At 52.5% G+C, this 11,973-nt stretch carries 9 protein-coding genes and 1 pseudogene; 3 read left to right on the top strand and 7 right to left on the bottom strand.

Features of this window, described 5'->3' with window-relative positions; genetic code table 11:
- Positions 1-149 precede the first annotated feature (149 nt).
- The 3 genes from MLD66_RS09685 to MLD66_RS09675 are packed head-to-tail and all read right to left on the bottom strand — an operon-like array spanning position 150 to position 3,391.
- Positions 150-1,382 carry a BREX system ATP-binding domain-containing protein gene (locus MLD66_RS09685; protein WP_247217355.1) on the bottom strand — a complete coding sequence of 411 codons (1,233 nt, stop codon included), beginning with the start codon at positions 1,380-1,382 and terminating at the stop codon, positions 150-152.
- 3 nt (positions 1,383-1,385) lie between these two features.
- Positions 1,386-2,561: a BREX system ATP-binding domain-containing protein gene (locus tag MLD66_RS09680; RefSeq protein WP_247217354.1), complete on the bottom strand. Its 1,176-nt coding sequence runs from the start codon at positions 2,559-2,561 to the stop codon at positions 1,386-1,388.
- An 8-nt stretch (positions 2,562-2,569) separates the two neighbouring features.
- Entirely contained in the window at positions 2,570-3,391 is an 822-nt protein-coding gene (locus MLD66_RS09675) for a hypothetical protein (protein WP_247217352.1), read from the bottom strand.
- A gap of 183 nt (positions 3,392-3,574) precedes the next feature.
- Between MLD66_RS09675 and MLD66_RS09670 the strand changes: the two genes are divergently transcribed.
- Positions 3,575-4,105: a DoxX family protein gene (locus tag MLD66_RS09670; RefSeq protein ID WP_247217350.1), complete on the top strand. Its 531-nt coding sequence runs from the start codon at positions 3,575-3,577 to the stop codon at positions 4,103-4,105.
- Positions 4,106-4,231: 126 nt separating this feature from the next.
- Positions 4,232-4,600 (top strand): response regulator, encoded by a 369-nt coding sequence (locus MLD66_RS09665; protein WP_247217348.1) that lies wholly within the window; start codon positions 4,232-4,234, stop codon positions 4,598-4,600.
- Here the strand turns inward: MLD66_RS09665 and MLD66_RS09660 are convergent.
- The 4 genes and pseudogenes from MLD66_RS09660 to infB all read right to left on the bottom strand — a co-directional run bounded on the left by MLD66_RS09660 (position 4,562) and on the right by infB (position 10,889).
- Complete coding sequence (locus MLD66_RS09660) at positions 4,562-5,200, bottom strand: precorrin-8X methylmutase (protein WP_247217346.1); 639 nt, start codon at positions 5,198-5,200, stop codon at positions 4,562-4,564. The genes MLD66_RS09665 and MLD66_RS09660 overlap by 39 nt on opposite strands.
- A gap of 399 nt (positions 5,201-5,599) precedes the next feature.
- On the bottom strand, positions 5,600-6,802 hold the full coding sequence (locus tag MLD66_RS09655; RefSeq protein ID WP_247217344.1) for a hypothetical protein: 1,203 nt from the start codon (positions 6,800-6,802) through the stop codon (positions 5,600-5,602).
- Positions 6,803-7,484: 682 nt separating this feature from the next.
- Positions 7,485-8,141 carry an HAS-barrel domain-containing protein gene (locus MLD66_RS09650; protein WP_247217342.1) on the bottom strand — a complete coding sequence of 219 codons (657 nt, stop codon included), beginning with the start codon at positions 8,139-8,141 and terminating at the stop codon, positions 7,485-7,487.
- 55 nt (positions 8,142-8,196) lie between these two features.
- Positions 8,197-10,889: pseudogene (gene infB / locus MLD66_RS09645) on the bottom strand (translation initiation factor IF-2).
- Between the two features lie 109 nt (positions 10,890-10,998).
- On the opposite strand from infB, the gene ylqF reads away from it, so the two are divergent.
- Positions 10,999-11,886 (top strand): ribosome biogenesis GTPase YlqF, encoded by an 888-nt coding sequence (gene ylqF / locus MLD66_RS09640; RefSeq protein ID WP_247217340.1) that lies wholly within the window; start codon positions 10,999-11,001, stop codon positions 11,884-11,886.
- The last annotated feature ends 87 nt before the right edge of the window (positions 11,887-11,973 follow it).

Genomic DNA, 11,973 nt, shown 5'->3' with positions numbered 1-11,973 from the left:
TCCAAAATGTCTCCAATCTGACTATAGCAATCCTACTTGATTAGTGAATAGAGATTTCCCAGAACCATACACCGCAGGTGCTTCTTGGACGGGGGCGGTGCCCCTGCGACCCCTGTTCCATTCTCATTTAGGACTGCTATATAGCAAGATTATGGTTCCACTTCTTCTTGAAAATAGGATTCTTGTTCCTCGGTACTTAATTCCGTGAGGGTGCTTGTCCGGGGCACAAATTCCCTATCCCCTAAATACTGCATATCTAAGGTTTCCAATAAACCCCGAATGTGGGTGCGAACGGGGTCATTGCCGATGGCATTGATCACCCGGTCAATATCAATTTCCGGTTGCCACCCGTAGCTGATACCATGAATAGCGGTAATTTCTGATAGTAATTCTTTTAATTGTTGCCGGTTCATGGGTTCGATAAATGGACATATCCGTTCGTCCTGAGCATAGGTAAAAAAAGTACGCATTTTTGCTTCTGAATAACCGTTATTCCGTTCTTTCGCCAATTCACACATCCGGCTTTGGTCAGGGAGTTGATTGCGCCCCTGGGGATTTTGCCACAAATCCAGTAAAGATGTCGCCACCGCCCCCACCGTGTAAATGGGCAGGGTTTGTTCCCCGCCACAATTCAGCAACCAATGTAAATGATGGTAGGCTTTCAGACGACCTACTGTACCTAGACGGGCAATTAATTCGATTTCATCAATCAAAATCACCCAGCCCCGATACTCACACCAAATCAGAATATCAGCCATCAATTCAAAGTAGGCTTGGCTATGTCTTGTCCGCACAAAATTCCCAGGCAAGGGGGGCAAGGAACTTCCCACTGTTCTTTTATAAATTTTGCGAATTTCGGAAATGGGCATCTGTCCACCCAGTAGGAGGTTATACAATAATTCCTGTTCTTCCGATGAGGTGTGAAAATAGGCTTCTAAAATAATCGCCGGTAAGGGATGGGTATATCGGTCAAAATTTTGGATCAAAGTGTGGGGTAAATCCGCAGAACTTTTTTGGTCTAAAATATGCCGAATGCCTAACAAACGGGATTGGGGTGTGCGAATGAAAGCCGCCAGTTTGCTGTATAAATGATCGAGTCTCTGCCCCGAAAGTTGACGGTTTAGGGTAATGCGACTGACTGCAAATCCCTGGTCAAGGGCTAGGTGTTCTAAACAGGTCAATTCATGGGTTTTGCCCTGCCCATATTTCCCCCAAATCAACCGTCCTTGCGGGATACCTCTGCCTTCCGATAACTGGGACAAATCCTGGTTGAATTGTTCATGCAACCGATTTCGCATACTTTTCAAATTCAAGGTGGAGGCTCTGGTGGGAATCCCCGCCCGTAAGGATTCAATAATCTGCGTTGCCAAGGTGGGATTCATGAGTTAGTTACCTCCCCGTTCACACACGGCATCAATCACCATCTGTTGCAGTTCACTGGTGAGGGAACGATAGTTTTCCGGGGGCTGAATGTCACCCAATTCCACATCCCTAAGTAAACTTTTGATCTTGGCAAAAATCCGGCTCCCAAAGGTGTCCCCCTGGGCGGCTAAATGTTTGTCCACATCTACTAAATCCGCAAAAGGATTAAATCGTTTGTAATCAGCCAAACCGGTTTGTAAACGAATCCATAGCGCATCATAGGAACGAAAACTGCGGGGGTGGTCGGCAATGATTTCTTTTCTACCGCTCAATAAAAAGAAGCAACCACTCAGAATTTCCGTATCATCAATAATCTGCCGGACTAACTCGCAAATGTCATCCGCCTGCCTCTTGGTAAAATTGTAGCGATTGCCGTGCGCTTTTTCGGCGATAACCTCCAGGTCATCAATGGCAATAATTAAGCCTTTTTTACCAGCGAATTGGGATAATAAAATCAGGGAATTTAACCAATCCCTAGCGTTCGTTTTATTTAATTTTTCAAACAAATAGAAGGCTTCCCGATCCTGTCGCTCTAAAGGTTGTCCCATCAGCCATTGACACACTAACTCAATATTGGCGGGGGAATGATTGATCATGCGGTGACAAACCACTTGGTAAGCAAAAGCCTTAAAAGAAGAACTTAAGTCAGTTTTTTTAATAATTTTGCCTGCGGTTTTGCGGATGTGGTCATTCGCCAAAGTTGGACTCGGATATTCGTCGTAAATTTGGGGCGCAAATACCCCTGCCCCATCATAGTCCGTGGTTTCCGAAATTGCCCGGGCAACCCGACAGCATAGACCCCGCACTAAATCCTCATTCACCACTTGGCGGGCGATCTGTTGATAGAGACCAACCAAATCATTCAAGGGACACTGCCGGGCGGATAAATAAACCGTTTGATACCCTAATTTTTTCCCATCCGCAAGCACAACCCGTAACAGATGGGTTTTGCCGGTGCCCTGCCCGCCTACGAGCAATTTAACTTTACTCCCCCCCTGGGCAATATAGTTTTTGAGATAACGGTCATGGATATAATCTAGCCAAGTATGACGACTAAGGGTCATTTGTTGCAATAGCTCATCACTTTGGGGGGGTTGTCCCTTACTCAAAAGCCATAAATCATCGGGTTCTATCAACATAAAAATTTCTAATTAGTTCCCTGTTGAATCGGTGTCGTATCCTGGGTTTCCTGAGGGATTTGCCGAATACTCATCATGCCAATTGCCTTCTCCCGCCCCTGCGGATTGATGACGGTATAGTTCTTTTTTGTTTCTTTGTGGGAACTGAAATCAAAGTAATATCCTGCGTAGGTAATTTCATACTGGTCGAGGAGCCGACCTAAATCAAAAATAAAATGGGATTCGGGATATTCTTGCCGGGTTTCTGTTTTCAAGGTCAGGAGTTTGTAAACCTCCTGGAGTGGCACCAGCGTCCCCCAATTCCCCTGGGTTAGATAGGGGTAAACGCTGAGGAGTTCTTTGCAAAACCGGTCTTGGGCAAAAGGACGGTTCAGTAAGGCTTTGTATTTCTCAACCACCCAATCCGCCAAAATTGTCGGAGCCAAAGCATGGGTCTGGGAACTTTTTTTCCCCAAGCTCAGTTTCGCTAGGGATTGATTCGGTTTGATGGACAGTTTGAACGGGGGAATATCGTAATTGGGAAAATCACCCGTGCAGGGAATTTTAACCGATGTTAAGGCATTCGTCATCCGTTCTGCATAATCGGCACTGTGTAGAAATTCCTGCATTTGTTCAGCAAAAGTCTGGCTTATGCCGATAAATTCCTGCCAAATACCCCAAAATTGCCCGATGTCTTGTTCCAAATCCGTAATCGTTCGCCGATAGTCTCGCATATTCAGTTGGTCACTGGCGGTTTTTAACCGTTGCACCCCGGTTCTAATTTTTTGACTTAATTTCAATAATTGCTCCAGTTCCGCCGGGCGAACGATGCAATCCGAGATACCTGACATACAAATCCGCTCGCCAAATAGAGCTTATGTGAGTTTACCAATCTTTGACGGCATGATAGCAAAAAAATAGTTTTTGTCAATTACCTTTCCCCAGCACACCCCCCAACTCCGTAAAATATGTGTTACATTAATTAACAATGCTTAGCATTGATTCTCATTTTTCTGATCTGTAGGAGTCTGGTTATGACTGGTTTGATGGCTCGGATGGCTTGGCTATTGCGGTCGGATGGTACCCCTTGGGTGGGGCAACAGGTGGCTTGGTCGGTGTTGCGAATTGTTGCTGGGGTGATGATGATCCACAACGGCTTTGACAAATTGGCGGATATTCCGGGGTTTGCGGAAGCCTATGTGCAGGTGATTGGGTTGCCGTTCCCCATCTTTTTCAGCTATGTGGCGGCTGGTACGGAGATCGTGGGTTCCGTATTGTTGATTTTGGGGTTGGGTACCCGGTTGGCGGCTTTGAGCCTGGTAGCAACGATGGCGGTGGCGATTTACCATCACCTCAAGGTGGCGGGGTTCAGCATTCCCTATCTGGAATTGTCCAGTGTGTATGCGGCTTGTTTCCTGTTTTTGGCGGTGAACGGGGCGGGGTGGTTTTCCCTGGACCAACTGCTCGGGCAATGGTTGACCGCTCAGACGCAATCCCGGCAGATTAAAAACCTGGAACAGTCTCTCCAGGCGACTCGGACACCCCAGGATGTACTGAAGTCCTAAAGACAAAATGAACGTGCCGGTGAAAGCGGTGACCGGGGTAGTGGGTAGCTTGCTCCGGTTGCCCATTCAAGATGTAGGATAGAAGAAAAGTGATCCACGCATTTGCTGAACCTGGCGTAAACTCCTATGGCAACCGTATTACTTGTGGAAGATATGCAACCAGAAGCCGCCCTGCTGGCGGGTTATTTGCAGGGGGAAGGTTTTTTGGTCAACCGGGTGGTCAGTGCGGAGGAGGCACGGCAGTATTTGGATAAGCAAAAGCCGGATTTAATTGTCCTGGATGTGGTTTTGCCGGGGGAAAGTGGGTTTGAATTTTGCCGCCAGGTGAAAAAACAACCGGAAACAGCGGATATTCCCATCATTATCTGCTCCAGCAAACAGGGGGACATTGACAAATTTTGGGGGATGAAACAGGGGGCGGCGGCTTATCTCACCAAACCGGTGGACAAGGGGGAATTAATCCGCACGGCTCGCAGTTTGGTGGGGCGGCTCTGAAGTTGCCAAGTCAATCAGGGCGTTGGTAATGGCGGCGGCGGCGGGGGAACCTCCTTTGCGCCCTTGCACGACAATCTGAGGCACGGGGGTCTGGGCGAGGTGGGCTTTGGCTTCCAAAACATTCACAAATCCCACGGGGGCGGCAATCACCAGGGCAGGGGGGGTGGCTAATCCGGGGTACAGTTCACAGAGTTTGGCAAGAGCAGTGGGAGCGTTGCCAATCACCACTAGGGCACCCGGATATTGGGCGAGGGCGTTCGCCATTCCCAAGGCGGCACGGGTTTCTCCCCCCGGTTCTGGGGGTGCTAAATCCAGGGCATTGACCAGGGGATTGGGCAAACGGGCGGCGAGATGGTTTTTCACCCCTTGTGCCACCAAACCCACATCGGTGACCAGGGGAGCCTGCTGGCGTAGTGCCCGTATCCCCAAGGGAATCGCCTGGGGGCTAAACCGCAGAAGATACTTAAATTCAAAATCCGCCGTCGCATGAATCACCCGTCGGATGATGGCGTATTCCGCCGCTGTCCAACCCCAGGGATGGCTACCAATTTCCCGGTCAATGATGGCAAAACTCGCCGCTGTGATTGGGTCTAAATCCATAACCTCGCCCCCACTGCTTCTCAAGTGTAGGGGATGGGGTTTCCCGATGGGTGCCAATGGTAGCGATTTGTAACCGAAAATTCCCCGCCGATGGGGTTGCGCTACCCGTTCTAAGTAAATTGACTCACGATAAGGTCATATAGCAGTCTTATTTGATTAGGGTTCGCTTGCGTGCCGTAGGCATACAGAAATTCTCCAGAACCAAGGGCGGGGATGCCCCCCTGCGACCGCTAACTTTGCATTCATAGAAGTGCCCTAAAAAAATAGACCAATACTCGCCTCGTTCTATTCTCATTTAGGATTGCTATATTACCCTGGGTGCAAAAGCATTCAAAAATAACAACTCCGCCATTACCCATGACAGAAGAAAGCCAGGGTCAAACCAGTGACCAAAAACCCTCATTGGGGTGGTTGCAACGTCACCTCATCGGAATTGGGCTTTTTCCAAAAGGTTTGGGTTTGCTCAGTGACCACCAAATTGTATTCCGCACAGGCAATCTTCCAGGTATAGCGGACTTCTTGGACTTTTGCATCTACAAAACAGGTTTCCTTGGGGGATAACGTCCGCTGGGGGTAGGGGTGAGTTGCCAATTTAACGTCAGGCGGAAGGCGGGGCGTGTCTTCGGTACCCTCAGCAACAGCAGTTCGTAGGGGTCGCCAGCGCACGATGGTGTAGGTGTACCACGTGGCATAGACCGGCTCCTCCCTATAGATGGGAACCCTCTGGGTCTCCGTGCGATAACGGGTTTCGTAGATAGGTTCATCCGAGCAAACCCGTTCCCCGGTGCCGTCACCCCGAGATACGGTGGTGCATTGTTCACGGGTGCCGACTCGTTCTTCGTAAGAGACTCTGACCTCCTCCGTCCTAGTGCCTACCTGGACTCGGCGGGTGGATTTTTGACGTTTTTCGCTACGCACATTGTAAGCACCTGCTGGCAATGTCCAACCCCCTTCAGAACCGGGGCGTTGTTCTTCAATGGGTACCTCTACCCGCCAATGGCGACGCAGTACCTCGGCGGTCACAACGGTAGGACGGGTAATGAGCCAGCTGAACGCTGTAACCACCCCAAAACTGCAACAGCCGCACAGACCCACTAAGACCAACTTGATAGGAGTGCCCCATGACCTTGATGAATTGCTGGTTTGGGAATATGCCACAACCCCCCTCGTCATTGGGCTGGTGGGCAAGCCTGGGTTGCGTTGCCGCAGGTTACCGTGTGACGAACTTTGTGGCTGGTGGCGTTCCACCTCTACGCCGGTCGGGAGGGTTTCCAGCGGTGCCGTGCCCCCACCGAAATCAATTTGCCGCGCATGGCATTTACCACATACCAATTGTTCCCGGGGTTCGCCGGTTTCGGGATTGGCCGCCCCACACGTCTTACAAATCCAGTCGGGGCCAGCATAACGAGCCACCTCTGCGGGCGACAACACCACCGAATCGGGAGCTTCGTAAAAGTTAACTGTGCGATCCCGCCACCAAAAGCACCCAGGACAGCGACGGGTAGGCCCTGGAATATGCTTATGACCGCAGTACGGACAATCCCAAAATAATAGAATAATTTCTTTGCGGGCCATGACTTGATACCAACCCGACGCTTTCATTTTATAAAGCCTCTAAAAAATTGTCCAGAATAGGATTGCTATATGCCCCATCAAACAGTAACTTAACCGACCAAATTTTTATCAGAATTGAGGTTCCCAAAGCGGTCAAGGTGCAAGCATTTTCAGGAGGAACAATCCCTAGTAATAAACCAATTTTCAGGAAGGCTTCCCGCCGCTCAGAATTTGACCCAATGCAAAATACTGCTACCCTATTGTCCATGCAAATGATCGGGTATGCTAACGGAGGATTGTTCACCCCCCTTAACTGGGGTAATTTTAGCCATGCCTGGGATTGAATTGGTGGAATTTGTCGCTGGGATACTACTACTGGTGAGTATTTTCGTCAACGAACTCGCTCATTAATTTGGGGTACCCTCCTTGCTATTATAGTAATTTCAAACAAGTTTGCGACATTCACTTTTACCTACAACCCCTTTCCTAGAAGGGGATAGAGCGATTACCAGTGCCTAAAAAGTGTCGCATCTATTTGCGAAATAACTATATTTCTACTTACCAATCAAGCAATTTATGGGCACCTCGAATGGATAAAGGGCACTTCTAAAAATAGGTCGCAGGGGCACCGCCTCCGTCCTTGGTTCTGGGGAATTCTTGTTTGTTAATCAAGTAGAATCGCTATAGAGATGCCCTAAATAACAATGTCCCAGACGTGCCCTAGAATTAATTAATAAAAATGTTCTTCGTATTGACACTGGTCTAAAATCGCCCGCAAACGGTCATAATCATCCTTCAAAATCAAGCTCAATTTCCGGCCCGCTTGAATCAACCACTGGGAGTCGGCGTGGCGAATTTCATACAGATGACGTAGTACCGCTCCTATTAATCCATCCACCGGTGCCGAGGTGAGTTGGGTCAAGGTACGCAAAAATTCCAACTGCTCCGTAAAGGCAATAATTTCCTTTGGTTCGCATTGATACACCGCCTGGTGAATTTGGGGGGGGCGGGGGGGCAGATATTGATAATAAGTGCGGGTTTTCGGGGGTTGAAAACCAACAATCACCGCCCGAAATTCGGTTTTCAACATAGCAAAAATCTGGGGTTGTTGTTCCTGCAATTCCGTTAAGGATAAGCCCAACGCCCGGGTGCGATGGACGCTATCAATGGGGCTGGAACTGACATGATAAACGATGCCGAAAATTTGATTTTTGGTTTCGCTGTCCTCCGAACGCACCCAACACCCAAAGGGGGGCATGACGGGAAAATCCAACACCGGTGGCTCTAAACACTGGGCACAAAATTCGCTGGTGCTGGTTTCCACCACCTCGGCTAAATGCTGGGGATGGCGCGCCTGACTGGGGGGTTTCGGTGATGATAAACGCATGGATTCATACTGCAATTTTTCTGCTATTGTCCATCACCCACCCCGGTTTGTCCAGTTAGGAGAGTTTGCGCCGTTGGGTGACCCGCAGGAAGGCTTCGATCTGGTCGTTTTCCTGCCAGGTTTGGAAATCGCTACAGGCGACCCCGCATTCATAACCGGCGGCCACTTCCCGCACATCGTCCTTGAGCCGACGCAGGGAATCCAGGGTGCCCTGCCAGACCACCTGGTTGCCCCGGTGTACCCGCAGATGGCAGTTGCGTTGTAGTTTGCCGGATTGCACATAACACCCGGCCACCACCCCCTTGGAGAGGGGAAACACCGCTCGGACTTCCGCCTGCCCCAGGGGTTCTTCCACCAATTCCGGCTCCAGTAAGCCTTCCATTGCCCCCTGGATGTCCTCCAGGAGTTTGTAGATGATGTTGTACTCCCGAATATCTACCCCGGCGATGTCCGCGGCCTTGCGGGCACTGGGGGCGAGGGTGGTATTGAAACCAATGATCACGGCACCACTGGCGGCGGCTAAATCCACATCGGTTTCCGTGACTTCTCCGGGGGCGGCCAGGAGAATCCCCAGTTGGACTTCCTGCTGGGGCAGTTGTTTCAGGGAATTGACAATCGCCTCCACCGAACCCTGCACGTCCGCTTTTAGGATCAGGTTTAATTCTTTTAATTGCCCGGCCTGGGCCTGTTGGGAGAAGGTTCCCAAACTGATTTGCCGGTGGGTGAGTTGGCGGTTCCGTTCCTGCTGTGCCCGTTCCTGGGCAATCGCCCGGGCTTGTTTTTCCTCGGGATAAACTTCAAATTCATCCCCGGCGATGGGCACTTCGGTTAACCCCCACACTTCCACCGCGGAGGAGGGAGGGGCGGCTTCCAACCGTTGTCCCTGGTCGTCGATCATCGCCCGTACCTTGCCAAAGACGGCACCGGCCACCAGGGGGTCGCCCACCCGCAGGGTACCGTTTTGCACCAGTAGGGTGGCCACGGGCCCCCGGGAGCGGTCGAGGTGGGCTTCGATCACCGTGCCCTTGGCGGGGCGATCCGGGTTGGCATACAGGTCGGTGACTTCTGAAACCAACAGGATCATTTCCAGCAGGGTGTCCAGATTTTGCCCCTTGAGGGCACTCACCGGCACCATGATCGTGTCGCCGCCGTATTCCTCAGCCACGAGGGAATAGTTCATGAGTTCGGTTTTCACCCGCTCCGGTTGCGCCCCGTCCTTGTCAATTTTGTTGATGGCGACAATGATCGGCACCTGGGCGGCCTGGGCGTGGCGAATGGCCTCAATGGTTTGGGGACGCACCCCATCGTCGGCGGCGACCACCAAAATGGCCACATCCGTGACCTTGGCACCCCGCGCCCGCATGGCGGTAAAGGCTTCGTGGCCGGGGGTATCCAAAAAGACAATGCGTTTGGTCGTCCCCTCGTGGGGCACATCCACATGGTACGCCCCGATGTGTTGGGTAATCCCCCCCGCTTCCCCCTGGGCGACCCGGGTTTTGCGGATGGCATCCAAGAGGGTGGTTTTGCCGTGATCCACGTGCCCCATGACCGTCACCACCGGGGGACGACGGTGCAGGTTATCCAAGTCGGCCGCTTCGAGCATCTCGCTCTCTTTCCGGGCCGCCCTGCTGTTGTCGGTGGTGGTGGTGACCACTTCCACCCCCAATTCCTGGCAGACCAGTTCGATGGTGGGGAGGTCGAGGGCTTGGGTGACGGTGACCATTTTGCCCTTGAGAAAGAGGGTTTTGATGATCTCGGTTTCGGGGACGGCCAACTGTTCCGCCAACTGTTGCACGGTCAAACTCCCGGTCACTTCCAATAGTTCCGGTTTGCTGGGGGAGGGGGGGGTGGCCTCTGGGGTGCGGCTCACGGGTTCGCCCCGGCGGGGACGGCTGGTTTGGGGGCGGTTGGGTTTGACGGTGGTGGGGGTGGTGGCACTTTTCGGTTTGGGCGGGCGCACTAAGTACACACTGGCGGTGCTATTTCCCCCGTCGGTGGTGCCACGGGTGTCCATGTCTGGTTCCAAATCCACCAGGTCTAGGTCCTCATCCTCGTCTAATTCCCGTCCCCGGTGCCGCCGTTTCCCCTTGAGGCTGGCGCTGAGTTTGTTCAGCTTTTCTTCGTCCGCCAGTTCCTGCTCCCGGGTCTTGCGTTTGGGGGGGGTTTTACTGTCCGGTTTGGGCTTGGGCGGAAACAGTACCACTTCCACCGTGCTGGGTTCGGGGGTAGGGTCGGGACGCATCCGCGGGGCTTTGAGGGCAGGGGCGACCGCTGGTTCCGGGGGTGGCGGGGGCAGGGCGGCGGGGAGGGGTGGCGGGTCGGGACACCGGTGCCTCGCTCTGGCGATAGGTGTAGCTCCGAATTTGTAATTCCTTGTTCCGGGCGGGGAGGGCGGGCGGCGGGTTGGCTGGGGCGAGGGGGTTCCCGGCGGACGGGAGCTTCTGGTTTGTGGCTGGGTTGCCCTTCCTCGCTCTGGCGATAGGTGTAGCTCCGAATTTGTAATTCCTTGTTCCGGGGGGTGGGGGGTTCCTTGGGTGGGCTGGGGCGGGTTTCGCCTCTGGGGATGGGACGGGGCGGGGTAGGGCGATTTTGCACCGCCTGCCGGATACGCTCAGCTTCTTCTTCGGTGATGGTGCTACTACAGGTTTTGTAACTGACGTTCAAACGGTCGCACAACTCCAGCACGGATTTGTTGTCCAAGTTCAGGTCACGGGAGAGGTCATAGATGCGGATACGGTCGTTGCTCATGCGGGGCAGGATACTCAGGAGATGAATTGGGGATAATGGTGGAGGTATTTGGACTTATTTGGGCTTATTAGACCTAGTTGTATTGTCTATTGTAAGCCTTTGTCGCCTGATGCAGTCACCTCCTTTGCAATGGTACCCGGGTCACATGGCTCGGGCGGTCAAAACCCTGGCGGCGCATCTCCAACGGGTGGATGTGGTGATCGAGGTGCGGGATGCCCGGATTCCCCGCAGTAGTACCCATCCTTTGCTGGCGACCCTGGCTCCCACGGGGGTCATTGTCCTGAACCGGCGGGATCAGATTCCCATCCCCCTGGCTCAGGCGTGGATGGCGTATTTAACCCGCCCTGACCGTCCGGTAATTTTGACCGAAGCCCGCCAGGGACAGGGGTTAAGCCAGCTACGCCAGGCCTTGGCACGGGTGGGTCAACGGCTGAATCAACGTCGTCAGGGGCGGGGGATGCTTCCCCGGGCGGTGCGGGTAGCGGTGGTGGGCTGTCCCAATGTGGGGAAGTCGGCTTTGATCAATCGGTTGTTGGGACGCAGGGTTGCCGCTAGTGCCCCTAAAGCGGGGGTGACCCGGCAATGTCAATGGGTACGCCTGGGGGGTGATTTAGAACTGCTGGATACGCCCGGCATTCTCCCACCCCGTTTGGAAGACCAGCAAGCGGCAATTCACCTGGCAATCTGTGATGATATTAGCGAAGCCGTATATGACCATTATTTAATAGCTTTGGCATTTTTGGAACGGTGGTGGCACTTGCCCGCCCAGGCTAGGCACCCCCAAAATGGACTGGAAAAACGTTATCAACTCCGCCCCCAAGACCACACACCGGCAGGGTATTTGGCGGCCTTGGCAGAAAAAAAATGTGGGGGTGACCTCAACCGCAGTGCCCAAATGGTACTCAACGATTTTCGCAAGGGAGCCTTGGGGCAAATTGGCTTGGAATTACCGGAGGATGAAATGGAGCTTGAACACAGCAATATTGGGCAAAATTAAAAAATCAAACAAGGGACATTGCGCCCTTGGGATCGCTATTTTCAGATACAGCCATCCTAACTAAATTTAGAACCTAGCTTGCAGGGA

Origin of the sequence: Synechococcus sp. C9, assembly GCF_022984075.1 — a bacterium.
Lineage (GTDB): Bacteria > Cyanobacteriota > Cyanobacteriia > Gloeomargaritales > Gloeomargaritaceae > Gloeomargarita.
This window is presented reverse-complemented; position numbering and strand designations above follow the sequence as displayed.

Excerpts from the sequence above, each read along its gene's own strand:
- MLD66_RS09670 (WP_247217350.1), top strand. The coding sequence starts at position 3,575 with ATGACTGGTTTGATGGCTCGGATGGCTTGGCTATTGCGGTCGGATGGT.
- MLD66_RS09660 (WP_247217346.1), bottom strand. The coding sequence starts at position 5,200 with ATGGATTTAGACCCAATCACAGCGGCGAGTTTTGCCATCATTGACCGG.
- ylqF (WP_247217340.1), top strand. The coding sequence starts at position 10,999 with ATGCAGTCACCTCCTTTGCAATGGTACCCGGGTCACATGGCTCGGGCG.
- MLD66_RS09665 (WP_247217348.1), top strand. The coding sequence starts at position 4,232 with ATGGCAACCGTATTACTTGTGGAAGATATGCAACCAGAAGCCGCCCTG.
- MLD66_RS09685 (WP_247217355.1), bottom strand. The coding sequence starts at position 1,382 with ATGAATCCCACCTTGGCAACGCAGATTATTGAATCCTTACGGGCGGGG.
- MLD66_RS09680 (WP_247217354.1), bottom strand. The coding sequence starts at position 2,561 with ATGTTGATAGAACCCGATGATTTATGGCTTTTGAGTAAGGGACAACCC.
- MLD66_RS09655 (WP_247217344.1), bottom strand. The coding sequence starts at position 6,802 with ATGAAAGCGTCGGGTTGGTATCAAGTCATGGCCCGCAAAGAAATTATT.
- MLD66_RS09675 (WP_247217352.1), bottom strand. The coding sequence starts at position 3,391 with ATGTCAGGTATCTCGGATTGCATCGTTCGCCCGGCGGAACTGGAGCAA.
- MLD66_RS09650 (WP_247217342.1), bottom strand. The coding sequence starts at position 8,141 with ATGCGTTTATCATCACCGAAACCCCCCAGTCAGGCGCGCCATCCCCAG.